This is a genomic window from Streptomyces pallidus (ex Mingjun et al. 2026), assembly GCF_051550185.1.
Classification (GTDB): domain Bacteria; phylum Actinomycetota; class Actinomycetes; order Streptomycetales; family Streptomycetaceae; genus Streptomyces.
This window is the reverse complement of sequence record NZ_CP196181.1, coordinates 6,081,310-6,105,396: the sequence shown is the minus strand read 5'-3', so window position 1 is coordinate 6,105,396 and position 24,087 is coordinate 6,081,310. Positions and strand designations below refer to the sequence as shown.

The 24,087-nt window shown below is 74.5% G+C and carries 26 protein-coding genes; 11 read left to right on the top strand and 15 right to left on the bottom strand.

What is annotated here, in order from left to right:
* Positions 1 to 126: 126 nt before the first annotated feature.
* From ACSHWO_RS27065 to infC, 5 genes are all read right to left on the bottom strand, one after another.
* A complete protein-coding gene (locus ACSHWO_RS27065; RefSeq protein WP_361096128.1) occupies positions 127 to 1,314 on the bottom strand; it encodes a sensor histidine kinase in 1,188 nt (395 codons plus the stop codon).
* Between the two features lie 56 nt (positions 1,315 to 1,370).
* On the bottom strand, positions 1,371 to 2,234 hold the full coding sequence (locus ACSHWO_RS27060) for a TrmH family RNA methyltransferase (RefSeq protein WP_361096125.1): 864 nt from the start codon (positions 2,232 to 2,234) through the stop codon (positions 1,371 to 1,373).
* Positions 2,235 to 2,401: 167 nt separating this feature from the next.
* On the bottom strand, positions 2,402 to 2,794 hold the full coding sequence (gene rplT, locus ACSHWO_RS27055) for a 50S ribosomal protein L20 (protein WP_008741875.1): 393 nt from the start codon (positions 2,792 to 2,794) through the stop codon (positions 2,402 to 2,404).
* Positions 2,795 to 2,894: 100 nt separating this feature from the next.
* Complete coding sequence (rpmI, locus tag ACSHWO_RS27050; protein ID WP_114056849.1) at positions 2,895 to 3,089, bottom strand: 50S ribosomal protein L35; 195 nt, start codon at positions 3,087 to 3,089, stop codon at positions 2,895 to 2,897.
* 104 nt (positions 3,090 to 3,193) lie between these two features.
* Positions 3,194 to 3,898: a translation initiation factor IF-3 gene (infC, locus tag ACSHWO_RS27045; protein WP_361096162.1), complete on the bottom strand. Its 705-nt coding sequence runs from the start codon at positions 3,896 to 3,898 to the stop codon at positions 3,194 to 3,196.
* Between the two features lie 354 nt (positions 3,899 to 4,252).
* Here infC and ACSHWO_RS27040 point away from each other — a divergent pair, with 354 nt between their 5' ends.
* Complete coding sequence (locus ACSHWO_RS27040) at positions 4,253 to 4,630, top strand: DUF1844 domain-containing protein (protein WP_361096121.1); 378 nt, start codon at positions 4,253 to 4,255, stop codon at positions 4,628 to 4,630.
* A 149-nt stretch (positions 4,631 to 4,779) separates the two neighbouring features.
* Here the strand turns inward: ACSHWO_RS27040 and ACSHWO_RS27035 are convergent, their stop codons facing one another.
* The 3 genes from ACSHWO_RS27035 to ACSHWO_RS27025 form a co-directional block, all read right to left on the bottom strand.
* Positions 4,780 to 5,520: an SseB family protein gene (locus tag ACSHWO_RS27035; protein ID WP_438315746.1), complete on the bottom strand. Its 741-nt coding sequence runs from the start codon at positions 5,518 to 5,520 to the stop codon at positions 4,780 to 4,782.
* Between the two features lie 120 nt (positions 5,521 to 5,640).
* A complete protein-coding gene (gene mycP, locus ACSHWO_RS27030) occupies positions 5,641 to 6,810 on the bottom strand; it encodes a type VII secretion-associated serine protease mycosin (protein WP_438315743.1) in 1,170 nt (389 codons plus the stop codon).
* Positions 6,807 to 7,691, bottom strand: a complete 885-nt coding sequence (locus ACSHWO_RS27025) for a hypothetical protein (RefSeq protein WP_438315741.1) — start codon at positions 7,689 to 7,691, stop codon at positions 6,807 to 6,809. The genes mycP and ACSHWO_RS27025 overlap by 4 nt, the downstream gene beginning before the upstream one ends.
* 167 nt (positions 7,692 to 7,858) lie before the next feature.
* On the opposite strand from ACSHWO_RS27025, the gene ACSHWO_RS27020 reads away from it, so the two are divergent.
* Positions 7,859 to 9,064: an amino acid deaminase/aldolase gene (locus ACSHWO_RS27020; protein ID WP_438315738.1), complete on the top strand. Its 1,206-nt coding sequence runs from the start codon at positions 7,859 to 7,861 to the stop codon at positions 9,062 to 9,064.
* A 26-nt stretch (positions 9,065 to 9,090) separates the two neighbouring features.
* Positions 9,091 to 9,327 carry a hypothetical protein gene (locus tag ACSHWO_RS27015; RefSeq protein WP_438315735.1) on the top strand — a complete coding sequence of 79 codons (237 nt, stop codon included), beginning with the start codon at positions 9,091 to 9,093 and terminating at the stop codon, positions 9,325 to 9,327.
* Between the two features lie 31 nt (positions 9,328 to 9,358).
* Here the strand turns inward: ACSHWO_RS27015 and ACSHWO_RS27010 are convergent, their stop codons facing one another.
* The 4 genes from ACSHWO_RS27010 to ACSHWO_RS26995 all read right to left on the bottom strand — a co-directional run bounded on the left by ACSHWO_RS27010 (position 9,359) and on the right by ACSHWO_RS26995 (position 14,445).
* Positions 9,359 to 10,642 (bottom strand): haloacid dehalogenase-like hydrolase, encoded by a 1,284-nt coding sequence (locus ACSHWO_RS27010; RefSeq protein WP_438319285.1) that lies wholly within the window; start codon positions 10,640 to 10,642, stop codon positions 9,359 to 9,361.
* 198 nt (positions 10,643 to 10,840) lie between these two features.
* Positions 10,841 to 11,635, bottom strand: a complete 795-nt coding sequence (locus ACSHWO_RS27005) for a 3-oxoacyl-ACP reductase (protein WP_361096100.1) — start codon at positions 11,633 to 11,635, stop codon at positions 10,841 to 10,843.
* A gap of 3 nt (positions 11,636 to 11,638) precedes the next feature.
* Positions 11,639 to 13,018, bottom strand: coding sequence for an aldehyde dehydrogenase family protein (locus ACSHWO_RS27000; RefSeq protein WP_438315732.1), 1,380 nt, complete (start codon positions 13,016 to 13,018; stop codon positions 11,639 to 11,641).
* 53 nt (positions 13,019 to 13,071) lie between these two features.
* On the bottom strand, positions 13,072 to 14,445 hold the full coding sequence (locus tag ACSHWO_RS26995; RefSeq protein WP_361096094.1) for a glutamine synthetase family protein: 1,374 nt from the start codon (positions 14,443 to 14,445) through the stop codon (positions 13,072 to 13,074).
* Between the two features lie 77 nt (positions 14,446 to 14,522).
* On the opposite strand from ACSHWO_RS26995, the gene ACSHWO_RS26990 reads away from it, so the two are divergent.
* The 5 genes from ACSHWO_RS26990 to ACSHWO_RS26970 all read left to right on the top strand — a co-directional run bounded on the left by ACSHWO_RS26990 (position 14,523) and on the right by ACSHWO_RS26970 (position 18,246).
* A complete protein-coding gene (locus ACSHWO_RS26990) occupies positions 14,523 to 15,269 on the top strand; it encodes a FadR/GntR family transcriptional regulator (RefSeq protein WP_385836487.1) in 747 nt (248 codons plus the stop codon).
* A 129-nt stretch (positions 15,270 to 15,398) separates the two neighbouring features.
* Positions 15,399 to 16,868: an ethanolamine permease gene (gene eat, locus ACSHWO_RS26985; RefSeq protein ID WP_438315728.1), complete on the top strand. Its 1,470-nt coding sequence runs from the start codon at positions 15,399 to 15,401 to the stop codon at positions 16,866 to 16,868.
* A gap of 88 nt (positions 16,869 to 16,956) precedes the next feature.
* Positions 16,957 to 17,646, top strand: a complete 690-nt coding sequence (locus tag ACSHWO_RS26980; RefSeq protein ID WP_361096086.1) for a gamma-glutamyl-gamma-aminobutyrate hydrolase family protein — start codon at positions 16,957 to 16,959, stop codon at positions 17,644 to 17,646.
* Positions 17,647 to 17,719: 73 nt separating this feature from the next.
* On the top strand, positions 17,720 to 17,920 hold the full coding sequence (locus ACSHWO_RS26975; RefSeq protein ID WP_361096083.1) for a DUF5988 family protein: 201 nt from the start codon (positions 17,720 to 17,722) through the stop codon (positions 17,918 to 17,920).
* An 11-nt stretch (positions 17,921 to 17,931) separates the two neighbouring features.
* Positions 17,932 to 18,246, top strand: a complete 315-nt coding sequence (locus ACSHWO_RS26970; protein WP_361096080.1) for a DUF1876 domain-containing protein — start codon at positions 17,932 to 17,934, stop codon at positions 18,244 to 18,246.
* Between the two features lie 230 nt (positions 18,247 to 18,476).
* Here ACSHWO_RS26970 and ACSHWO_RS26965 read toward each other — a convergent pair whose 3' ends face one another.
* On the bottom strand, positions 18,477 to 19,400 hold the full coding sequence (locus tag ACSHWO_RS26965; protein WP_361096077.1) for a LysR family transcriptional regulator: 924 nt from the start codon (positions 19,398 to 19,400) through the stop codon (positions 18,477 to 18,479).
* Between the two features lie 71 nt (positions 19,401 to 19,471).
* Here ACSHWO_RS26965 and ACSHWO_RS26960 point away from each other — a divergent pair, with 71 nt between their 5' ends.
* Entirely contained in the window at positions 19,472 to 20,629 is a 1,158-nt protein-coding gene (locus tag ACSHWO_RS26960; protein ID WP_438315723.1) for a TDT family transporter, read from the top strand.
* Here ACSHWO_RS26960 and ACSHWO_RS26955 read toward each other — a convergent pair.
* Positions 20,626 to 21,348: a helical backbone metal receptor gene (locus ACSHWO_RS26955; protein WP_438315720.1), complete on the bottom strand. Its 723-nt coding sequence runs from the start codon at positions 21,346 to 21,348 to the stop codon at positions 20,626 to 20,628. The two genes, ACSHWO_RS26960 and ACSHWO_RS26955, sit on opposite strands and share 4 nt — an antisense overlap.
* 6 nt (positions 21,349 to 21,354) lie before the next feature.
* Positions 21,355 to 21,966, bottom strand: a complete 612-nt coding sequence (locus tag ACSHWO_RS26950) for a helix-turn-helix domain-containing protein (RefSeq protein WP_361096071.1) — start codon at positions 21,964 to 21,966, stop codon at positions 21,355 to 21,357.
* Positions 21,967 to 22,270: 304 nt separating this feature from the next.
* Between ACSHWO_RS26950 and ACSHWO_RS26945 the strand changes: the two genes are divergently transcribed.
* Both ACSHWO_RS26945 and ACSHWO_RS26940 read left to right on the top strand, forming a co-directional pair.
* A complete protein-coding gene (locus ACSHWO_RS26945; RefSeq protein WP_438319284.1) occupies positions 22,271 to 23,179 on the top strand; it encodes a 5'-3' exonuclease in 909 nt (302 codons plus the stop codon).
* A gap of 49 nt (positions 23,180 to 23,228) precedes the next feature.
* Entirely contained in the window at positions 23,229 to 24,062 is an 834-nt protein-coding gene (locus tag ACSHWO_RS26940; protein WP_361096068.1) for a siderophore-interacting protein, read from the top strand.
* Positions 24,063 to 24,087 lie beyond the last annotated feature (25 nt).

Sequence of the window (24,087 nt, the reverse complement as noted above, 5' to 3'; positions counted from 1 at the left end):
GGAGGTCCCCGCTCGACACAAGGAGCTCGACACAAGGACACAAAGGTGCCAAAGGACGAGTCTACGGGCCGCGGGGGAGGTGAGGAGCCCGAGGGCCGCCTGGCGAGACGCTCCGCAGTGCTGGTGCTACTGCGCGAGGTACGCCGGCGCGCCGACGGGCAGGATAAATCGGAACTCTGCGCCGCCGCCGGGGCCGCGGCCGACCGTGATGGTGCCGCCGTGGGCTTCCACGATGCCCTTGACGATGTACAGGCCCAGGCCGGTGCCGCCGCGCTTGCTGCCCCGCCAGAAGCGGGTGAAGACGCGGCCCATCGACTCCTCGGGGATACCGGGGCCCTCATCGGTCACGGTGACGGCGGTTCCCTTCTCGGTCTTGCCCGCGGCGTTCGTCAGGCTGGTCGGCGATACGTCGATGGTGACCGTTCCCTCGCCGTGGCGCACGGCATTTTCCAGCAGGTTGCCGAGGATCTGGTCGATCTTGTCCGGGTCGGCCCACAGCGCGGGCAGGGAGCGGCTGACGCGGACGAGGAACCGGTCGGGAGCCTGGCCGTTCGCGGTGAGGGCCTGGACGTGCCGGCCGACGGCGGTGGCGATGTCGACGGGCTGGCGGCGGACCTCCAGGCGCCCGGAGTCGATGCGCGAGATGTCGAGGAGTTCGGCGATCAGGCGGGTGATGCGGCCGGCGTCGGCGTCGACGGTCTCCAGCATCAGGCGCTTCTGGTCGTCGGTGAACCGCTCCCATTTGGCGAGCAGGGTCGCGGTGAACCCCTTGACGGAGGTCAGGGGGGAGCGCAGTTCGTGGGCGACGGTGGCGATCAGCTCGGCGTGGCTGCGCTCGGTGCGGCGGCGGGCCTCGGTGCCGCGCAGGGTGACGACGAGGCGGCGCAGCGGGCCGGTCGGGTGGGCGCGGACGTACCGGGCGGAGACGAGGACCTCGCGGCCACCGGGGAGCAGCAGGTTCCGTTCGGGCTGGCCGCGCCGGGTGGCGAGGCCCCCGTACGGGTCGGTGAGGGCCCACCAGCGGCGGCCGTCGAGGTCCTCCAGCGGCAGCGCCCGGTCGATGCGGGCGCCGAGGGCCTCGGCGGGGGCGAGGGCGGTGATGCGGGCGGCGGCGGTGTTGAAGCAGATGACCCGGCCGGTGTCGTCGGCGATGACGAGCCCGTCGGGCAGGTCGTCGGGGTCGACCCCGAGGCCGGCCAGGTCGGCGGCGTCCGGGCCGGTGCGGCCGCCCGGGGGCTGCGCGGGCACGGCCCCCAGGGAGGGCGCCCCCGCCGCGTTCGTGGCCGCTGGCGAGCTGTTCGTACCGACGGTCATGTCCCCGTACCCCACATCTCCGAGTAGCGCAGTGGGCCCCCCGGGCGGCCACATTACTAGCTGGGGGTCACGGAGCGGCACCCTCCGGGCGCCCGCTGTGCACGCGCGGAAGCATAGAGGCACACCGCGGCGGCCGTGGCGAGGTTCAGGCTTTCCGCCTTGCCGTGGATCGGGACGCGTACGACGGCGTCGGCGAGCGCCCGGGTCTCCTCCGGCAGGCCCCAGGCCTCGTTGCCGAAGACCCAGGCCGTGGGGCCGCCCATGGTGCCGGCGTCGAGCTCGGCGTCCAGGTCGTCCTCACCGGCCCCGTCGGCGGCCAGGATCCGCACCCCGGCCGCCCGCAGCCCCTCGACGGCCCGCTCCACGGGCACGCCGACGGCGACGGGCAGGTGGAAGAGGGAGCCCACGGAGGCGCGCACGGACTTCGGGTTGTACAGGTCGACGGAGGCGTCGGTCAGCACCACGGCGTCGGCGCCGGCGGCGTCGGCGCAGCGGAGCACGGTGCCGGCGTTCCCGGGGTCGCGGACGTGCGCGAGGACGGCGACGAGCCGGGGCCGGGCGGCGAGGACCTCCTCGAACGGCGAGTCGAGGAAGTTGCAGACGCCGACGATCCCCTGCGGGGTGACGGTCTGGGAGACCTCGGCGAGCACCTCGTCGGAGGCGTGGTGGACGCGGACGCCGGCGGCGCGGGCGGCGTCGATGATGTCGCCGTAGCGCTCGGCGGCCTCGACGGTCGCGAACAGCTCGATCAGGGTGTGGCCGGTGGCCCCGCGGTGCTCCACGGCCTCGCGGACGGCCTGCGGGCCCTCGGCGAGGAAGCGGCGCTCCTTGGTGCGGAAGTTGCGCCGTGCCAGCCGCCTGGCGGCGGCCACCCGCGGGGACCGGGGGGAGATCAGCTCGGCGGGGGCGGGGGTTCCCATGGTCGGTCGGCTCGCTTCCGTGCGTACTGCGGGTGTGCTGCGGTCTGACAGGGGCGGGGCGGGGTGCGGCGTGGCGCCGTGCGGGCCCCACACGCGCCGGACCCGCAGGCACAGGGCCTGCGGGTCCGGGCTGAAGCCAGTGAAGGCCTGCTGCGTAAGCGAGGTGCTTAGGCGGCGGCGGGGGCCTTCGGGGCGTTCACGTCGGCCGGGAGCGCCTTCTGGGCGACCTCGACCAGCGCGGCGAACGCGTTGGCGTCGTTGACGGCCAGCTCCGCGAGGATCTTGCGGTCCACCTCGATGTTGGCGGCCTTCAGACCCTGGATGAGGCGGTTGTACGTCATGCCGTTCTGGCGGGCAGCGGCGTTGATGCGCTGGATCCACAGCTGACGGAAGTCGCCCTTGCGCTTCTTGCGGTCGTTGAAGTTGTAGACCAGCGAGTGGGTGACCTGCTCCTTGGCCTTGCGGTACAGGCGCGAACGCTGACCGCGGTAGCCGGAGGCCGCCTCGAGGATCGCCCGGCGCTTCTTGTGGGCGTTTACTGCCCGCTTGACGCGTGCCACTTTTTAACTCCTTGTAGCGGGGCCGCGGGTGTGTTCACGCGGCCCGAAAGTTCGATGGGGTACCGGTCTTGGCATCCCGCCCCGGTGGGGGCAGGGGATGTCAGATGCCGAGAAGCTTCTTGATCTTCGCGGCGTCGCCCGGGGCCATCTCGGCGTTGCCGGTGAGGCGACGCGTCAGCTTGGACGACTTGTGCTCGAGCAGGTGGCGCTTGCCGGCGCGCTCACGGAGCACCTTGCCGGAGCCGGTGACCTTGAAGCGCTTCTTGGTACCGCTGTGCGTCTTGTTCTTCGGCATGGCGCCGTTATCTCCTCGTCAGTGGCGTTCCCGCCGGTCCGGTACCGGACCGGCCTGCGGGAACGTCATGGTGTGTCGGTGATCCGGGACCGGATGCCCCGGGATCAGGCCTCGGCCTGTGCCTCGTCGGCGGCGTCGGCGGCGTCGGCGTCGGCCTCGGCAGGGGCGACCTGGTCGCCCTCCGTGGCGTCCGCTTCCTTGGCGGCGGCCGCACCCTGGCGCTCGGCCTTGCGGGCGGCCTGGGCCTCGCGGGCTTCGGCCATCGCCTCGGTCTTCTTCTTGTGGGGACCGAGAACCATGATCATGTTGCGGCCGTCCTGCTTCGGGTTCGACTCGACGAAACCGAGCTCCTGGACGTCCTCCGCCAGACGCTGCAGCAGTCGGTAGCCGAGCTCCGGCCGGGACTGCTCGCGACCACGGAACATGATCGTGATCTTGACCTTGTCGCCCTGCTTGAGGAACCGAACGACGTGACCCTTCTTGGTGTCGTAGTCGTGCGGGTCGATCTTCGGCCGGAGCTTCATCTCCTTGATGACCGTGTGCGCCTGGTTCTTGCGCGCCTCACGGGCCTTCATGGCCGACTCGTACTTGAACTTGCCGTAGTCCATGAGCTTGCAGACCGGCGGCCGGGCAGACGCTGCGACCTCGACAAGGTCCAGGTCGTACTCCTGCGCGAGTTCGAGCGCCTTCGCAAGCGGGACGATACCCACCTGTTCGCCGCTGGGACCGACGAGTCGCACCTCAGGGACACGAATCCGATCGTTGATGCGGGGCTCGGTGCTGATGGATCCTCCTCGGTAGCACCACACGGCTGTCAGGCAGACAGCCGCTGACGTCTGTGTCGTCACGACCGACCGCGGCAGGGAAACAAAAATGCCCCGCCGGGCACAGGCAGGGGCTCCAATGACAACCGGAGCACCGCCGCGTGCACACCGCGGGGCGCAGACTCGGGCGGCTTTCCATCGTCCGTACGGAACGATGGATGCCGCCTGACCGGTGACCCGCCGCCCCGGAGGACGGTCAGGTGGGAGAACGGAGCCTCCACTTGTGGGCCGGTGACATGCGTCTCCGGCCGGTCGTTAGCCCAATATAGCATTCCGCGCCAGGGCCGCTCACCCGGTGCCGGGTCGGGGGCCCGCACCACCCGGCTTATCGTGTGGGACATGACTGACGCGACCCCCTCCCCCGCCGCCGAGGCCGACCAGGCCCCCGACTACGACGCCCTGACGCGTGACATCGCGGACGTGCCCGCCGTCGAGGTGATCACCACGGTGGCCGTTCACCTGCTGAGCGCCGCGGCGGTCAACCTGGGCCTCGACAAGCCGGACTCCGAGCACAAGGACCTCGACGAGGCCCGCAAGCTGATCACCGCCCTCGCCGGCCTGGTCACCGCCAGCGCCACCGAGATCAGCTCCTTCCACGCGGCCCCCCTGCGTGACGGCCTGAAGTCGCTCCAGCTCGCGTTCCGCGAGGCGTCCGTCGTCCAGGACGAGCCGGGCCAGGGCCCGGGCGAGAAGTTCACCGGACCCGTCTACGCCTGACGGGCGGACGCCCGGTCGGCAGGCCGGGGCCGCGCTACGGGAACGGCATCGGGAAGGGCCGGGGCGCTACGCCCCGGCCCTTCCCGTTTTCGTGCTTCTTCTCACTCCGCCGGCACCGCCGCAGCGGCCGGCGGACGCCGGCAGTCCGGTCAGCGGGTGAAGAGCGCCTCCCCCGGCGGGGCCGCGGCCGTCTCGGGGAGCAGCGCCAGGTCCAGCCCGTGCACCAGGCGGGCCCGCAGGGTCTCGTCGGCGGCGAGCGCCTCGGCGATCCGGCGGGCCGCGGCCCCGGCCTCGGGGCCGGCGGCCAGGACGACCGCGAGGATCCCGTCGGCGTCCGCACCGGCCGGGACCAGGTGGGCGCGGAGCACGGCGGGCTCCGCCGCCACGGCGGCCCGTACGGCCTCCCGCACCGCCGGGTCGGCCAGCGGATCGGCGTCGGTGCGGCCCTCGGCCAGTGCGCGCAGCGCGGAGCCGGTGAGCTGGTAGGTCACGGGGCCGGCCATGTCCAGGAGCAGGGTGTCGGCCTTCTCGTGCGCGACGGCGGCCAGCGCCTGGCGCAGCGGTACGGCCACGGGCCGGGCACCCGGGTCCCACAGCGCGAGCGAGGCGGTCGAGGTGAACGCGGGCAGCGCGCGCCGGTTCCCCGCCTGCAGGGTGGGCACGGCCATGTCGCTGGTCTTCTCACGCTTCAGGCCCGTCTCCGGGTCGGTCTCGACGTCGCCGAGGACGGCGACGACCGGGACCAGCAGCCGGGCTTCCCGGAGCGCGGCCAGCAGCTCCGGCTCCTTCGCCCGGTCCTCGGACCAGGCGGCCAGGGCCGCGCTCAGCCGGGGGTCGGCGGAACCGTCGTCGTCGGAAAAACCGGGATTGGGGATGGTTTTGTTCGCCACAGTTCCCCGACCCTATCCCGCGCCCCGGGCCGGGCCCGACGCGCGGTGGGCGGCGGCGGGGCGGGAGCGGCGGTCGGGCCCGAAGCCGGTCGGGCCCGACCCGGGCGCGGTCAGTCGTCGTCAGGCGTGCCGCGCGGCTCTGGGCCGGCGGGCCAGTACGGCGGCCAGGGCGAGCAGCGCCAGCCCGGTGCCCGCGGCCGCCGGGACGCGGAGGCGTTCCGCCCGGCCGGCGGGGCGGCCCGGCTCGGGGCCCGGGCCGAAGTACCGCTGTCCGGCCGCGACGGGCGCGGGGAGCGCCGGCTCGGGGCGCAGGGACTCCGCGGCCTGGAGGGCTGCGACGGGGTCCACGAGGCCGTGGCCGCGGGAGTCGTCGCGGCCGCCGACCGGGGCGTCGGCGGCGGTGTCCTGGAGCAGCTTCTTGATCTGGGCCGGGGACAGGTCCGGGTGGGCGGCCTTGAGGAGGGCGACGGTGCCGGAGACGAAGGCGGCGGCCGCGCTCGTCCCCCAGCCCTCGTAGTAGGCGCGGTCGGGGTCGGCGATGACGACGTCCACTCCGGGGGCGCTGACGCTGGCGTACCAGTTGCGGGTGGAGAAGGCGGCCTTGCGGCCGCTGCGGTCCACGGCGGTGACGGCGATGACGCCGGGGTAGGCCGCCGGGTAGGAGGCGTGGTCGCCCTCGCGGCCGCCGTTGCCGGCGGAGGCGACCACGACGACGCCCTTGGCGAGGGCGTACTGGACGGCCTCGTCCTCGGCGGCCTCGTGGTGGGCGGAGTCGCTGTCGTCGCCGAGCGAGAGGTTGATGACGTCCGCGCCGTGGTCGGCGGCCCAGCGGATGCCCTCGGCGAGGGCGCCGCCCCTGTTCTGGCGGGCCTTGGCCCGGTCGGGGTCGCCCTCCTCCAGGATCACCCGGACGGGCAGGACCTTCGCCTGCGGGGCGATGCCGAGGACGCCCTGGCGGCGGTTGCGGCCGTGGCCGCGCCCGGCGATGATCCCGGCCATCGCCGTGCCGTGGCGGGCCCAGGGGCGGTCGCCGGGGCCGGCGCCCGTGCCGACGAGGTCGGTGCCGTCGAGGACCTGTCCGGCGAGGTCGGGGTGGGTGGAGTCGACGCCGGTGTCGAGGACGGCGACGGTGACGCCGTCGCCCTGGGTGATGCCCCAGGCCTCCTCGGCGCGCAGGGCGGTCAGGGCCCACTGCCGGTCGCGTACGGCGTCGGCGACGGCCGGGGGCGCGGTGGCGACGACGAGGACGGCGCCGAGGGCGAGGGCCGCGGCGGAGCGGGGGCGGCTCATCGGGCGGCCCCCGCGGAGCCGGGAGCCGCGGGGGGCGCGGCGGGCGCCGGTGTCGCGGTGGCCGCCGGTGTCGCGGTGGCCGCGGCCGCCGTGCCCCTCGACGCCGTGGCGGGCGTCGGGGAGGCGAGGGAGCGGACGGTGCCCTCCATCCGGTCCGCGACGGCCTTGGCCTCGTGCCCGAGGCCGGCCTGGGCGACGGCGCCGGTGGCGTTCTTCCGCATAGCGTCCTCGGCGGGGACGGGCGCCTCCAGGGTGCGGCCGTCGGCGAACGCGGAGACGGCGTAGACGACGACCGGGGCGTCGGGCAGCACGGACGCCGTCCAGGCGGCGCGGCGGGCGTCCGCGAAGCCGTACGCCGGCGGGGCGGTGAGCCGGCCCCGCAGGCCGTCCATCGCGGTGGCGTCGGCGGGGGTGAACACCATGCCGACGGCGATCAGGGAGCTGTGCGTGGCGTCGGCGTAGGTGGCGCGCAGGACGCGGGTGCAGCCGGTGGGGGCGAGGGCGGCCTGCCAGTCGGGGGCGAGGGCGGGCCCGCAGTCGGAGTCGGGGGCGAGCGCGACCCGTGTCCAGGTGCGGTCGGCGCCGCCGGGGCCGGAGTCGGCTCCGGTCAGGACGGGCGGGAAGAGGGTGTCCGCGGGCGCCGCGCGCCAGAGGGAGGCGGCGGTGCGGTAGGCGGCCTCGGGGGTGGGCGGGCGGCCGGCGGCGTGCCGTTCGGCCCAGCCGGTGAGGGCGGCGGCTGCCAGCAGGCCGGTGCCGAGGACGGCGCAGAGGGCGGCGGCCGCGGTACGGGCCGCGCCGCGGGAGGGGCGCGCGTCGGGATCGTGCCCGGGCCCGGGCTCGGGGTCGGCCAGGGCCGCGGTGTGCGGTGTCGACGTGCTCATCCGGCGGCTCCGCCCCCCGTTTCGTACGGCTGCCTCCGGGGTACTTTACGCGGCTGCTCCGCACGCCCCGGCCCTGCGGCCGGGTGCGACGGCAGGGGGCCACGGCCGCCGGGGCGGGTGCGACGCGGGGGTTACCCGAGGGTACGACGGCGTGGCAAGCTGCGGCCATGACTGCTGCCGCCGGTGGGGACCGGGCCCGGTACGACCGGGCCACCGCGCATCTCGACGCGCCGTTGGCGGTCGTGGACCTCGACGCGTTCGACGCCAATGCCGACGACCTCGTGCGCCGGGCCGGCGGGAAGCCGGTCCGGGTCGCGAGCAAGTCGGTGCGCTGCCGGGCGTTGCTCGAACGGGTCCTGGCCCGGCCGGGGTTCGCCGGGATCATGTCGTACACCCTCGCGGAGTCGCTCTGGCTGGCCCGCTCGGGGTTCGAGGACGTGCTGCTGGCCTACCCGTCCGCCGACCGCGCCGGCTTCGCCGAACTCGCCGGCGACCCGAAGCTGGCCGGGGCCGTCACCGTCATGGTCGACGACCCGGCGCAGCTGGAGCTGATCGACCGGTCCCGGGGCGGCGGCACCCAGGAGGTCCGGGTCTGCCTGGAACTGGACACCGCGCTGCGGTTGCTCGGCGGCCGGGTCCGGATCGGCGCCCGGCGCTCGCCGCTGCGCGAGCCCGCGCAACTGGCGGCGCTCGCCCGTACGGTCGCGGCCCGGCCGGGGTTCCGGGTGGTCGGGCTGATGGGGTACGAGGGCCATGTCGCCGGGGTCGGCGACGCGCTGGCCGGGCGTCCGCTGAGGTCCCGGGCGATCCGGCTGATGCAGGCGGCGGCCCGCCGGGAGCTGGCCGCCCGCCGCGCGGAGGCGGTGCGGGCGGTGCGGGCGGTGGTCCCGGACCTGGAGTTCGTCAACGGCGGCGGCACGGGCAGCGTGCAGCAGACGGCCGCCGAGGACGCGGTCACGGAGGTCGCGGCCGGGTCCGGGCTGTACGTGCCGCGGCTGTTCGACAACTACACCTCCTTCCGCGGCCGTCCGGCGGCACTGTTCGCCCAGCCGGTGGTGCGGCGGCCGGGCGTGGGCGTGGTGACGGTGCTCGGCGGCGGCTACCCGGCCTCGGGCGCGGCCGGCGCCGACCGGCTGCCCGAGCCGTACCTCCCGCCGGGGCTCCGCTACGACCCGCAGGAGGGCGCCGGGGAGGTGCAGACCCCGCTGCTCGGTGCCGCCGCCGACGACCTGCTGATCGGCGACCGGGTGTGGTTCCGCCACGCGAAGGCGGGCGAGATGTGCGAGCGCTTCGACGTCCTGCACCTCATCGAGGGCGACCGCGTGGCAGCGGTCGCCCCCACCTACCGCGGTGAGGGCCGCACCTTCCTGTAGTGGTGAGCCGGATGGGGAGCCCCGACGTGCGCACGAGCGCGGACGACCTCGTCGAGCACGTCCGGGACAGCGGGCTCGACGTGGTCGCGGTCCCGGGTGACGGGCCCGGTCCCTCGGTGGCGGACGCCTGGCGTGCCGTGGCCGGGTTCGGGGTGGAGCCGTGCGCCTCGATCGAGTTCGTCGCCCGCTCCGCGTCAGGCGACCACATCTGCGGGATCACCGCGGAGGAGTACGACTACTGGGTCGTCAGCCTCGCCCTCTAGCCGTGGCCGGCGCACTCTTCCCGACCCAGCACTAGTTCGACGGCTGGTGGACGGTGTCGGTCTGGTCCGGGATGACGGTGCCGTCGGGGCGGCGGACCGGGGCGGGGGTGCCGTCGCGTTCGGTGTAGCCGCTCGTGGAGCACGGGTAGGGGGTGGTCCGCTGCGGCTTCGGCTCGATGAACATGGGGTTGACGATCCAGCGGCCGTCGCCGTTGTCGTAGGCCCGGCACATCAGCTCGTTCTTGTTGCGGTTGACCACCAGTCGCAGGGCGGTGGCGTCGCGCAGGAACGAGACGTCGGTGTCGGAGTCGCCGGCGGCGAAGACCTGGCGGCGGGCGGCCGGCTGGACCTTCTGCGCGGCGGCACCGCGCACGCCGAGCACCTCCTGGTTGATCCAGCAGCGCTTGCCGTCGATGTACGTGATCATGCTGTCGGCCCCGTCGGGGACCGAGCCGCAGCCCTGGAGGCGGGGGGTCAACCGCCCGCCGCGGCCGGTGGTGTTCCGGATGCCGATGACGTGGTCGGCGGCGATGCCCGCGCCCTCGGCCCAGACCTCGACCACGGGCTGCGGGGAGGCGGAGCTGATCCAGACGTCGAAGCCGGCCGTGCGCAGGGCGCCGATGAGCTCCTGCTGCTGGTCGTAGTAGCGGACCCAGGCGGTGGCGGTGCCGCTGCCCACCCGCTGCTTCGCGCCGACGGGCGCGGCCAGGTTCTCGGTGCGGGCCGCGGCGGCGAAGGAGCGGATCTCGCGGGCGGTCCAGCCCTGCTGGAGCTGGGCGAGCCAGGCGTACGAGGGCTCGGTGGTCCGGCGGTCCCAGCCGACGAAGGCGGGGGCTCCGGCCCGGGTGGCGCCGGTGCCGTAGACGGCGTTGACCTCGTCGGCGCAGGCGGTGCCGGCCGGGGTGCCGGTGGGCAGGGGCGCGCCGGGGGCGGCGAGGCCGTCGCAGGCGGCGGCGAGGGCGGTGGCGGCCTGGTCGGTGAGGAACCGGCTGGTGGTGTGCCAGTCGCCGTCGGCGGGGCGGCGGATCTTGCCGTTGCGCAGCAGCCAGAACATGGTGGCGTCGCCGACGTCGTTCTTGACGACGGTGTTGTCCCAGTCGAAGACGGCGACGGGCTTGGCGCGGTTCGGCCGGTACGGGTTGCAGCGGCCGTAGCGGTCGAGGAGTTCCTGGAGGCGGGCCCGGTTGTCGCCGTACCAGGCGGCGGTCAGGCGCGGGGTGGCGCAGTGGCCTGGTGCCCGGCCGGCGGCGTGGGCGGCCGGCCCGGCGGCGGTGAGGGCGCCCGCGGCGATCACGGCGGCGGTGCCTGCGGCCAGGAGGCGGCTGCGGGCTGCGGGGCTCCGGGCGGGGCGGGGAGCGGTACGGGGGGCGGGGCGGGGGGCGGTGGTTCGGGGCACGGGCGGGTGCTCCTCTCCGGGCGGAGGTCGTCGGGGCCGGGTGCATGGGACAGCCGGGCGTCGTACGACGCCCGGCTGCGGGTGGGTGGAGCGGCGGGCCGTGGTGGTCCGGTGCGGCTACAGGGGGGTGACGTACGCGCCGGAGATGCCGCCGTCGACGAGGAAGTCGGTGGCGTTGATGAAGGAGGAGTCGTCGCTGGCGAGGAAGGCCACGGCCGCGGCGATCTCGGTGGCCTCGGCGAACCGGCCGACGGGGATGTGCACGAGGCGGCGGGCGGCCCGCTCGGGGTCCTTGGCGAACAGCTCCTGGAGCAGCGGCGTGTTCACCGGGCCCGGGCACAGGGCGTTGACGCGGATGCCCTCGCGGGCGAACTGGACGCCGAGTTCGCGGGACATGGCGAGCACACCGCCCTTGGAGGCGGTGTAGGAGATCTGGGAGGTGGCCGCGCCCATGATCGCCACGAAGGAGGCGGTGTTGATGATGGAGCCGCGGCCCTGGCGCTGCATGTAGGGCAGGGCGGCCTTGCAGCACAGGTAGACGGAGGTGAGGTTGACGTCCTGGACGCGCTTCCAGGCCTCCAGGCCGGTGGTGAGGATGGAGTCGTCGTCGGGGGGCGAGATGCCGGCGTTGTTGAAGGCGATGTCGACGGAGCCGTAGGTGTCGAAGGCGGTCTTGAAGAGGGCCTCGACGTCCTCAGGGCTGGTGACGTCGACCTTGACGAAGGTGCCGCCGACCTCCTCGGCGGCGGCCTTGCCGGCGGTCTCGTCGATGTCGGCGCAGACGACGTTGGCGCCCTCGGAGGCCAGGCGGCGGGCGGTGGCGAGGCCGATGCCGCTGCCGGCCCCGGTGATGACGGCGGTGCGGCCGACCAGGCGGCGGCAGACGATCTCTTCGGTGGGCTGGGCGGTCATGGTTCAGGCCTCCGTGCTGATGAAGACGTTCTTGGTCTCGGTGAATGCGGTGAGGGCGTCGGGTCCGAGCTCGCGGCCGAGTCCGGACTGCTTGTAGCCGCCGAAGGGCGTCCAGTAGCGGACGCTGCTGTGGGAGTTGACGGACAGGTTGCCGGCGGCGACGGCGCGGGAGACGCGCAGTGCGCGGCCGACGTCGCGGGTCCAGAGGGAGCCGGAGAGGCCGTACTCGGTCGCGTTGGCCAGGCGTACGGCGTCCTCCTCGTCCTCGAAGGGGAGGACGACGGCGACGGGTCCGAAGACCTCCTCGGCGGCCACGGGCGCGGTGGGGGCGACGTCCGTGACGAGGGTCGGGGGGTACCAGAAGCCGGGGCCGTCGGGGGCGGTGCCGCGGACGGCGGTGAGGTCGTCGGTGACGTAGGAGCGGACGCGGTCCAGTTGGGCGCGCGAGATCAGGGGTCCCATCTGGGTCTTCTCGTCGCCCGGGTCGCCGACGACGACCCCTTCGATGCCGGGCGCGACCAGGGCGAGGAAGCGGTCGTACACGGTCCGCTGGACGAGGATGCGGGTCCGGGCGCAGCAGTCCTGGCCGGTGTTGTCGAGGAAGGACATCGGTGCGGAGGCGGCGGCCGCCTCCAGGTCCGCGTCGGCGAAGACGATGTTGGGGCTCTTGCCGCCGAGTTCGAGGGTGACGCGCTTCACCCGGTCGGCGCACTTGGCCATGATCTGCTTGCCGACGCGGGTGGAGCCGGTGAAGACGATCTTCGCGACCCCGGGGTGTTCGACGAGGGCGTCGCCGGCGGTGTCCCCGCGGCCGGGGAGCACCTGGAAGAGGTGCTCGGGGATCCCGGCGTCGAGGGCGAGTTCGGCGAGGCGCAGCGCGGTGAGGGGGGTGGTCTCGGCGGGCTTGAGGATGACGGCGTTGCCCGCGGCGAGCGCCGGGGCCAGGCCCCAGGCGGCGATCGGCATGGGGAAGTTCCAGGGGGCGATGACGCCGATCACGCCGAGGGGTTCGAGGAAGGTGACGTCGATGCCGCCGGGGACGGGGATCTGCCGGCCGGAGAGCCGCTCGACCCCGCCGGCGGCGAAGTCGAGCAGGTCGCGTACGTTGCCCGCCTCCCAGCGGGCGTTGCCGATGGTGTGGCCGGCCTCCTGGACCTCCAGGCGGGCCAGTTCCTCGACGTGCCCGTCGACGACCGCGGCGAAGCGGCGCAGCAGTCGGGCCCGGTCGGCGGGGGCGGCGGCCGCCCAGGCGCGCTGGGCCGCGGCGGCGCGGGCGACGGCGGCGTCCACATCGTCCCGTGTGGCGGCCGGGACGATGGCGACGGTTTCCTCGGTGGCCGGGTTCAGAACCCTCAGGTGGTCGGGGGCCAGCGCGTCGGACACGTGGTGCCTCTCAGACGTTCGGATCAGGGGTGCGGTGCCGGGCACGGGCCGGGCTACAGGCGTTCGAAGGAGCGGCGCCGCTCCCAGTCGGTGACGGCGGAGTCGTAGGCGTCCAGTTCGACGCGGGCCATGTTGAGGTAGTGGGCGACGACCTCGGGGCCGAAGGCGGCCTTGGCGATCTCGCTGTTCTCCCAGAGCTCCGCGGCCTCGCGAAGGGTGGCGGGGACGTGGGCGTAGTCGCCGGTGTAGGCGTTGCCGGGGCAGGCCTCGGGCAGTTCGAGGCCGTTCTCGATGCCGTACAGGCCGGCCGCGACCAGGCCGGCGACGGCCAGGTAGGGGTTGACGTCGCCGCCGGGGAGGCGGTTCTCGAAGCGCATGGAGCGCCCGTGGCCGACCACCCGGAGGGCGCAGGTCCGGTTGTCCATGCCCCAGGCGACGGCGGTCGGGGCGAAGGATCCCGGCCGGAAGCGCTTGTACGAGTTGATGTTCGGGGCGTAGAGAAGGGAGAAGTCGCGCAGCGCGGCGAGCTGGCCGGCCAGGAAGTGCCGCATGACGGGGGACATGCCGTGGTGCGGGCCGTCCCCGTCGCCGGCCATCGCGTTGCGTCCGTCGGCGTCGGTGAGCGAGAGGTGGATGTGACAGGAGTTGCCCTCGCGCTCGTCGAACTTGGCCATGAAGGTGAGCGAGACGCCCTCCTGGGCGGCGATCTCCTTGGCCCCGGTCTTGTAGACGGAGTGCTGGTCGCAGGTGGTCAGGGCCTCGTCGTAGCGGAAGGCGATCTCGTGCTGGCCGAGGTTGCACTCCCCCTTCGCGGACTCCACGACCAGGCCGGCGCCCTGCATCTCGTTGCGGATCCGGCGCAGCAGGGGCTCGATGCGGCCGGTGCCGAGGACGGAGTAGTCGATGTTGTACTGGTTGGCGGGGGTCAGCCCGCGGTAGCCGGAGTCCCAGGCGTGCTCGTAGCTGTCCTTGAAGACCATGAACTCCAGCTCGGTGCCGACCATGGCCGTGTAGCCGTGCTCGGCGAGGCGCTCCAGCTGGCGGCGCAGGATCTGCCGGGGGGCGGCGGTGACGGGCGCGCCGTCGTTCCAGGCGAGGTCCGCGAGGAGCAGGGCGCTGCCGGGGTGCCAGGGGATCCGGCGCAGGGTGGCGAGGTCGGGGTGCATGGCGAAGTCGCCGTAGCCCCGTTCCCAGGAGGACATCTCGTAGCCGTCGACGGTGTTCATGTCGGTGTCGACGGCGAGGAGGTAGTTGCAGCCCTCCGTACCGTGCTCCATGACCTCGTCGACGAAGAACTGTGCGGCGAACCGCTTGCCCTGGAGCCGCCCCTGCATGTCGGGGAAGGCCAGGACGACTGTGTCGATCTCGCCGGCGGCTACGAGGGCGCGGAGCTCCTCGGGCGCGAGCGGCGGCATGCGGTCTACCACGGGGATCTCTCCTTCGGTGAGCCGAGGAGGCCTAAGGTATTGAACAGAACCATTGCTTGGGAAGGGGTGGAACGGAGATGACCGACACGGCGGGCGAGAGCGGCGGGACGGCGCGGCTGAATCCCGTGCTGCGGCAGGTGCGGGCGGGCAACGGTTTCGAGGAGGCGCTCGAACAGATCCTCCAGGTGGTCCGGCTGGGCCTGGTGCCGGGCGGGGAACGGCTGCCGCCCGAGCGGGAGTTGGCGGAGGCGATGGGCATCAGCCGGGTCACCCTGCGCGAGGTGCTCAAGGTGCTGCAGGAGCAGGGCCTGGTGGAGGCGCGCCGCGGGCGGTACGGCGGAACGTTCGTGCTGCCCCGCCCCGACACCCCGGTCGGCGGCACCGAGGACGAGCTGCGCCGGCGCGTGGCGGGCGTGGACCTGGAGGACGTCCTGCGGTTCCGCGAGGTGCTGGAAGTGGGCGCCGCCGGGCTGTGCGCCTCCCAGGGGCTGCCCGAAGGGGGCTCCGAGCGGCTGCTCGGCGCCCTGGCCGCCACGCACGACGCGCCCCTGGCCGACTACCGCCGCCGGGACACCCTCTTCCACCTCGCCCTGTGCGAGCTCGCCGGATCGGCCACGCTCACCGCCCAGTACGCCGCCGTCCGCGCCACCGTCAACGACCTGCTGGACTGCATCCCGCTGCTGGTGCGCAACCTGGAGCACTCGCAGGCGCAGCACACCGCGCTCGTGGACGCGGTGCTGGAGCGCAACGCCGACGCGGCCCGCGAGGTCATGCGCGAGCACTGCTGCGGCACGGCGGCGCTGCTGCGCGGGTTCCTCGCCTGAGCGGGGCGCCCCGGACGCCACTGGCGAGAGCTTTTCGTAACCCTCGTTTTACGCAGGGGTCTTGCGCTCCCCACCCCACTGACGCAAAGGTACGCGGCACAACCATTGTCCCGGGCAGGAGCGACGCACATGGCCGACGACACCGGGGCACGGCTGACAGCCGTGCCCGAAACCACCAGATCCCCCGAGGGCGGCGACGACTACCTCCAGCGGCGCACCCTGCGGCGCGGCAGCGCCGGCTGGCTGCTGCTGACCGGCCTCGGCGTCGCCTACGTCGTCTCCGGCGACTTCTCCGGCTGGAACGTCGGGCTCGCCCAGGGCGGTTTCGGCGGACTCGCCGTGGCCACCGTCCTCATGGGCGCGATGTACGCGTGCCTCGTGTTCTCCCTCGCGGAGCTGTCCGCGATCCTGCCCACGGCGGGCGGCGGCTACGGCTTCGCCCGCCGTGCGCTGGGCCCCTGGGGCGGCTTCCTCACCGGCACCGCGATCCTCATCGAGTACATCCTGGCGCCGGCCGCGATCGTCATCTTCATCGGCGACTACGTCGAGTCCCTGCACCTCTTCGGCCTCACCTCCGGCTGGCCCGTCTACCTCGCCTGCTTCGCGATCTTCATCGGCATCCACCTGTGGGGCGTCGGCGAGGCCCTGCGCTTCTCCCTCGTCGTCACCGCGATCGCCGTCGTCGCCCTGGTCGTCTTCGCGGTCGGCGCGTTCACCGGGTTCGACCCGGGGCGGCTCGACGACATCCCCGTCGACACCGCCGCGCTCGGCGCCAACTCCTGGCTGCCGATGGGCCTGCTGGGCATCTGGGCGGCGTTCCCCTTCGGCATGTGGTTCTTCCTCGGCGTGGAGGGCGTGCCGCTGGCGGCCGAGGAGGCCAAGGACCCGGTGCGCTCGATGCCTCGGGCCCTGTCGACCTCCATGGCCATCCTGGTGCTGCTGGCCCTCGTCACCTTCCTCGCCTCGACCGGGGCGCGCGGCGCCGACGCCATCAAGGACGCCGGCAACCCGCTCGTCGTGGCCCTGGAGGGCAACCCGGACCTGGGCTGGCTGAAGACCTTCGTCAACTACGCGGGCCTCGCCGGGCTCGTGGCCTCGTTCTTCTCCCTGATCTACGCCGGCTCGCGCCAGCTGTTCGCCCTGTCCCGCGCCGGCTACCTGCCGCGCTTCCTGTCCCTGACCTCGCGCCGCAAGGCCCCGTACCTGGGCCTGCTCATCCCCGGTGCGATCGGCTTCGCCCTCGCCGCCGCCACCGGCAACGGCCCGCGCATGCTCAACATCGCGGTGTTCGGCGCGACCATCTCCTACGCCCTGATGGCCCTGTCGCACATCGTGCTGCGGCGCCGCGAACCGGGGCTGGAGCGCCCGTACCGCACGCCCGGCGGCATCGCGACCTCCTCGGCGGCCTTCCTCCTCGCCCTGTCCGCCCTGGTGGCCACCTTCCTGGTGGACAAGGACGCCGCCTTCATCGCCCTGGGCGTGTACGCCGTCGCCCTCGGCTACTTCGCGTTCTACAGTCGGCACCACCTGGTGGCCTCGGCTCCGGAGGAGGAGTTCGCCGCGCTGGCCCGGGCCGAGGCGGAGCTGACCCGGGACTGACCGACCCCGCCAACGGCCCCGCCGCCGGCACCCCGTCGACCCCCACCCTTCGACCCCCTCCCCCGAACCGCCCCTGGAGGTGGCACTCGTGCCCAGGCCGCTCATCGGCATCACCACCTACGTGGAGGAATCCACCCGCTTCCGGGTGTGGGACGTCCCGACGTCCCTCGTCCCCGCCGGGTACTACGAACTCGTCCAGGCGGCGGGCGGCGCGGCCGTGCTGCTCCCGCCGGACGAACCCGGAACCGCGGCGGAGGTGTTGAGCCGGGTGGACGGCCTGGTCGTCGCCGGCGGCCCCGACCTGGACCCGGTCCGCTACGGGGCCGCGCGCGACCCGCGTACGGGCCCGCCCGCCACGCAGCGGGACGAGTGGGAGCTCGCCCTCATCGGGGCCGCCCTGGCGGCGGGCCGCCCGCTGCTCGGCATCTGCCGGGGCATGCAGGCGTTGAACGTGGCCCTGGGCGGCACGCTGGTCCAGCACATCGACGGCCACGTGGAGGCCCCGGGCGTCATGTCGTGGCACCCGGTCCGCCCGGTCGCCGGCACCCGGTACGCCGGGCTCGTCCCGGAGGAGGCGGAGGTGCCGACGTACCACCACCAGGCGGTGGAGCGGCTGGGCCGCGGCCTGATCGCGTCGGCCCACGCGGTGGACGGCACGGTCGAGGCGATCGAGCTGCCGGACCCCGACCGGTGGGTGGTGGGCGTCCAGTGGCATCCGGAGCGGGACAAGGACACCCGCGTCCTGGCCGCCCTGGTGGCCGCGGCGGCCGCGCGCTGACGTCCTCCCGGCCTCCCGGCCCGCCGGACGGCGCCGACGTGCGGGGCGTCCGGCGGGTCGGAAGACTGGAGTCATGACGAACAAGGCAGTCCTGGAGGGCGGACCGGGCGACCTGCCCGAGCGGGTCGTCGAGGCCCCCGCCCCGGGCGATGACGTGAAGATCCGGCACCGCGGAGGGTACGAGCACTTCCGGGCCACGGCGCGGCAGCAGGACAGTCCGCAGGGCCGCCTGCCCGTGTTCGAATGGTGGGAACGGACCGAGATCGCCGAATGACGAGGCGCGTCATGACACACACCGCGGAATGGAAGGTCGGTGTCTCGCTGACGGAGGAGGGCGGCACCACCCGCGCCCGGGCCGTCCTGGACACCGGGACCACGCAGCTCGTCGGCCGCGGCTCGGCGCGCTGCAACCCCGAGGACGTGGAGGTGCCGGCCATCGGCGACGAGCTCGCCGCGAGCCGGGCCATGCGGGACCTCGCCGGCCAGCTGATGCGCGCCGCCGACCGCGACCTGGCCGCGATGGGCGCCGTCCCCGAACCGCCGCGCACCTCCTACGGCTGGCCCCAGGACGCCGAAGACCCCACTCGCCGCGGCCGCTGACGCTTCCCGGTTCCCGGCGCCCCCGGGGTGGCCCCGCCGGTCATCCGGGTGCGGGCCGCCCGCGCCTTGACGCGCAGTTCCCGGCGCCATGGCCACCCCCGTCAGGGGCGCGGGGAACTGCGCGAGGAACCGCACCCGACCCGCACACGAAGAACCGGCCGAGCCACCCCAGGGGCGCGGTGAACTGCGCGAACGACCACAGCGGACCCGCACCGAAGGCACCGGCGGGGCTACGCCCTGACCCGGGTCAGCGACAGCAGGTCCCTGGCCGGGCCGGCCGGCCTGGCCCCCGCCGGCCACACGGCCCGCAACGCCCGCCCCAACGCCGCCCCGGACACGGGAACCTCCACCAGCCGCCGCGCGGCCAGCTCGTCCCCCACCGCCAGCTCCGACAGCACGCACGGCCCCGCCCCGCTCACCGCGGCCGCCTTCACCGCGGTGGTCGACGCCAGCTCCAGCAGCGGCGCGGCCAGCCCCCCGCATCCGGCGAGGGCCCCGTCCAGCACCTGCCGGGTCCCCGACCCCCGCTCCCGCAGGATCAGCGGGGTCGCGGCCAGCTCGGCCGCGGTCACCGCACCCGCCCGCCGCGCCCAGGGGTGCCCGGGGGCCACCGCGACCACCAGCCGGTCCTGCGCGATCACCACCGCGTCCAGCCCGTCGGGCACGGTCAGCCCCTCCACGAAGCCCAGGTCCGCCTCGTGCGCGAGCACCCGCTGCGCGACCACCGCCGAGTTCCCGGCGTGCAGCGACACCGCCGTTCCGGGCCGCTGGCCGCGCAGCGCGACCAGCCAGCCCGGCAGCAGGTACTCGGCGATGGTCATGCTGGCGGCGACCCGCAGGCGGGAGTCCCGCCGGCCGCGCAGCGCCTGCGCGCCCGCGTCGAAGGCCTCGGCGGCCTCGACGACCCGTCGCGCCCAGTCCGTGACGAGCGCCCCCTCCGCGGTGAGCGTGGACCCCCGCGGCGAGCGGTCGACCAGGGCGACGCCGAGCCGGGTCTCCATGGCCCGGATGCGGCTGCTGGCCGCGGGCTGGGTGATGCCCATCCGCTTCGCGGCCCCGCTGAGGCTGCCGACACGGGCGACCTGGAGCAGCAGTTCCAGCGCGCCGAGGTCCGGCACCCGGTGCACCAGCGGAATCCACTCCTCATTACCCATAAAGTCAGTTTATGGCCTCATAGAAACGCGGCCCCTGCCGCGCGGCCCGCCGCGGCACCACGCTGGGGCCCATGGCCACCACCCTCGTCCGACCGGACGAACACCCCTCCCGGAGCGACCGGGCGGCCCACAAGGCCGGCCCGGGGCCCGCAGCCCCCGCCCCCGCCCGCTTCCCGGCCCTGCGCCACCTCGGCCCGAACTGGTACGCGTGCGTCATGGGCACCGCCATCGTCGCCAACGCGGGGGCCACGCTCCCGTACCAGCTGCCCGGGCAGCGCACGGCCTGCCAGATCGTCTGGGCGCTGTCCGCCGCAGCCCTCGCCGTCCTCCTCGCCGCCCGCGCCGGCCACTGGCTGCACCACCGCGACCAGGCCCGCGCACACCTCCTCGACCCGGCCGTCGCCCCCTTCTACGGCTGCCTGTCCATGGCCCTGCTGGCCGTGGGCGCCGGCACCCTGGTCGTCGGCAGGGACCTGATCGGGGAGCCGGCCGCGGTCGCCGCCGACGCGCTGCTGTTCACCGCCGGCACCGCGGTCGGGCTGCTCATGGCCGTGCTCGTGCCCTACCTGATGGTCGTCCGGCACGAGATCGACGCCGCCCAGGCCGGCCCCGTCTGGCTGCTGCCGCTCGTCTCCCCGATGGTCTCCGCGGCCACCGGCCCCCTGCTGGTCCCGCACCTGCCGGCCGGCCAGGCCCGGGAGGCGCTGCTGCTGGCCTGCTACGCCATGTTCGGGCTGAGCCTGCTGGCGACCCTGCTGCTGCTCCCGATGGTCTTCGGGCGGCTGCTCACCACCGGCCCGCTGCCGCTGCTGCTGACGCCGACGCTGTTCCTGGTCCTGGGCCCGCTCGGGCAGTCCACCACCGCGGTCAACCAGCTGGCCGACGTGGCCCCGCTGGCCGTCGGAGCCCCGTACGCGGGCGCGCTCGGCGCGTTCGCGGTCGTCTACGGGGTGCCGGTGACGGGATTCGCGCTGCTGTGGCTGGCGCTGGCCACCGCACTGCTGGTCCGCGCGGCCCGCGCCGGGATGGGTTTCGCGATGACCTGGTGGGCGCTGACCTTCCCCGTCGGCACCTGTGTCACCGGCGCCGCGGGCCTGGCCCGGCACACCGGGCTGACCGCGTTCGCCTGGCTGGCCGCCGCCCTGTACGTCGCCCTGCTGGCCGCGTGGCTGCTGGCCGCCGGGCACACCCTGCGCGGCCTGGCGGCGGGGCGGCTGCTGCCCCGCTAGCCGGCCGCGGCCAGGGCCGCCGCCAGCACCTGCGGGGCCTCGGCGAGCGAGGGCCCGTACCAGGTCAGGTGGCGGCCGCTGACCAGGGCGGCCGGACGGCCCGGGAACGCCTCCGGGCCGTCCTCGCGCGTGAAGGCGTACGGCTCGTCGGGCAGCACCACCAGATCGCAGTCGGCGGCGGCCAGCTCCGCCAGGGGCACCTTCGGGTAGCGCTCCGGGTGGCTGGCGTAGACGTTGTGCACGCCGAGCCGCGCCAGCAGGTCCCCCGCGAAGGTGTCCCGGCCGAGCACCATCCAGGGCCGCCGCCACACCGGGACGACGGCCCGCACGCCCTCCGCCGGCGCCGCCCGCGCCCAGGCGGCCTCGGCCTCGTCCAGCCAGCGCGGCCGGGCCAGCCCCAGGGCGCCCACCAGCAGCCGGTCCAGCTCGGCGAAGGCCTGCGGCAGCCCGCGGACCTCCGTGACCAGCACTTCCAGCCCGGCCGCGCGCAGCGCCGCCAGGTCGGGGGCCCGGTTCTCCTCCTCGTTGGCGACGACCAGGTCGGGCCGGAGCGCGGCCACGGCGGCGACGTCCGGGTTCTTGGTGCCCCCGATGCGCACGGCACCCTGCCGGCCGAGGTCGGCCGGGTGGGTGCACCAGTCGGTGACGCCGACCAGCAGGCCGGGGGCGGTGGCGGCCACCGCCTCGGTCAGCGAGGGCACCAGGGAGACGACCCGCACCGCCGCTCAGCGCCCCGGCTCGGGCGGCTCGAAGGTGGCGTGGATGTGCTCCCCGACCGCGACGACCACGATCCGGGTGTCCTCGGTGACGGCCCGCCAGCGGTGGCGCACCCCGCCGGACAGGAACAGGGCGTCGCCGTTCTCCAGCCGGTACGCCCGCCCCTCGGCCTCCACCTGGCAGGCCCCGGAGACGACGTACATCAGCTCGTCGTTGCGGTGCTGGTACTCACGGCCCGCGTCCTGGTCGCCGGTGAACTCCAGCGCGTGCAGCTGGTGGTGCCCCCGGACCAGGGGCCGCACGCCCGGGACCGGCCCCAGCCCCGAGTCGTCCCCCGCCCGTACGAGGTCGACGGTGCGCGCGGTGTCGGACGCGGCCAGCAGCTCGACGGCGGTGGTCTCCAACGCGTCGGCGACCCGTTCGAGGGAGCGCATGCTGGGCCGGGCCCGCTCGTTCTCTATCTGGCTGAGGAAGGGCACCGAGAGGCCGCTGCGCGCGGACACGGCCGCGAGGGTCAGGTGGAGCGCCCGGCGCCGCTTGCGCACGGCCACGCCCACCCGGAGCGGTTCCTTGGCGTCCTTGTCCCGTTCCTTGTCGTCCGAGCCGTCCCTGTCGTCCATGGCGGGGCTGCCCTCCCCTTGTCACGTAAGTCGGCCTTGTCACGTAAGTGGGCCTAGTCAGGTCTGTCGGCCGTGTCAGGTCTGTCGGCGTACATCGGCGTCCGTCGCACGGGGTGTGCTGTAAGCACCTTACGCAGCAACCGCCCCCGGTTTCGCGCCCGTGGGCGGACCGGGCTACTCCACGGGTGAAACTCCTGTGCCATGTCCGATCGCTCATGCGGCCACTTTGCGTCCTCCTGGCCGTAACCCTGCGGCGTCGGTGGGGTGCGGCATCATCGTCGTCGTGACGACGACTCGACGGCTGATGCTGCTGGACACCGCCTCCCTCTACTTCCGCGCCTACTTCGGCGTACCGGACTCCGTGAAGGCCCCGGACGGCACCCCGGTCAACGCGGTGCGCGGACTCCTCGACTTCATCGCCCGCCTGGTGCAGGACCACCGCCCCGACGAACTGGTCGCGTGCATGGACGCCGACTGGCGGCCGCACTGGCGGGTGGAGCTGATCCCCTCCTACAAGGCGCACCGGGTCGCGCAGGAGACCCCGGCGGGACTGCCGGACGTGGAGGAGACCCCCGACACCCTGGCGCCCCAGGTGCCGATCATCGAGGCGGCGCTGGACGCGTTCGGGATCGCGCGGGTGGGGGTCGCCGGGTACGAGGCGGACGACGTGATCGGCACGCTGACGGCGCGGGCCGCCGGCCCGGTGGACATCGTCACCGGCGACCGGGACCTCTACCAGCTGGTCGACGACGCCCGGCAGCGGCGCGTGCTGTACCCGCTGAAGGGGGTCGGGACCCTCCAGGTCACCGACGAGGCGTGGCTGCGCGCCAAGTACGGGGTCGACGGCCCGGGCTACGCGGACCTGGCCCTGCTGCGCGGCGACCCGAGCGACGGCCTCCCCGGGGTGCCGGGGATCGGCGAGAAGACGGCGGCGAAGCTGCTGGACACCTACGGGAGCCTGGCCGGGATCATCGCCGCGGTCGAGGACCCTTCGTCGAAACTGACGCCCATGCAGCGCAAGCGGCTGGACGAGTCCCGGCCGTACCTGGCGGTGGCCCCCAAGGTGGTCCGGGTGGCCACCGACGTGCCGCTTCCCGTGTTCGACCCGGCCCTGCCGGCGGCCCCGGCACAGCCGGAACTCGTCGATGCACTTGCCCACCGGTGGGGTCTGGGCGGCGCGGTGTCGCGCCTGCGGGGCGCACTCCTTCCCTGAGATGCTAACTTAGGTAATCCTAAGTTTCAGGGGAGTCAGGGGAGACGCCGTGGCAGAAGGACGCGCCCGCAAGGTCGGCACCGCAGTCGTCGTGCGGACCGAGCGGCTGACGCCGCACATGGTGCGGGTGGTTCTCGGTGGCGCCGGACTGGCCCGCTTCAGCGCGGGCGAGTTCACGGACCACTACATCAAGCTGCTGTTCGCGCCGGAGGGCGTCACCTACCCCTCCCCGTGGGACCTGGACCGCATCCGCGCCCAGTACCCGCGGGCCGCGTGGCCGCGCCAGCGCGCGTACACGGTCCGCAGCTGGGACCCGACCCACCTGGAGCTGACCGTCGACTTCGTCGTCCACGGCGACGAGGGGCTGGCCGGCCCGTGGGCCGCCCGCGCCCAGCCGGGCGAGCTCGTCCGCTTCCTCGGCCCGGGCGGCGCGTACGCCCCGGCCCCCGAGGCCGACTGGCACCTGCTCGCCGGCGACGAGAGCGCGCTGCCGGCGATCGCCGCGGCGATGGAGCGGATGCCGGCCGGCGCCCGGGTCCACGCCCTGGTGGAGATCGACGGCCCCGAGGACGAGCAGAAGATCGCGACGCCGGACGGCATCGTCCCCGTGTGGCTGCACCGCGGGACCCGCCCGGTGGGCGAGGCCCTGGTCGAGGCGGTCAGGGCCCTCGACTTCCCCACCCGCGACGTGCACGCCTTCGTCCACGGCGAGGCGGGCTTCGTCAAGGAGCTCCGCCGCCACCTGCGCCTGGAGCGGGGCATCCCGAAGGAGCGCCTGTCGATCTCGGGCTACTGGCGCCTCGGCGAGACCGACGAGGGCTGGCGGGCGATCAAGGGCGAGTGGAACGCGCGGATCCTCGCGGAGCAGGAAGCCGCGGCCTGACCCGGACGGCCGAACGGGCGGGTCC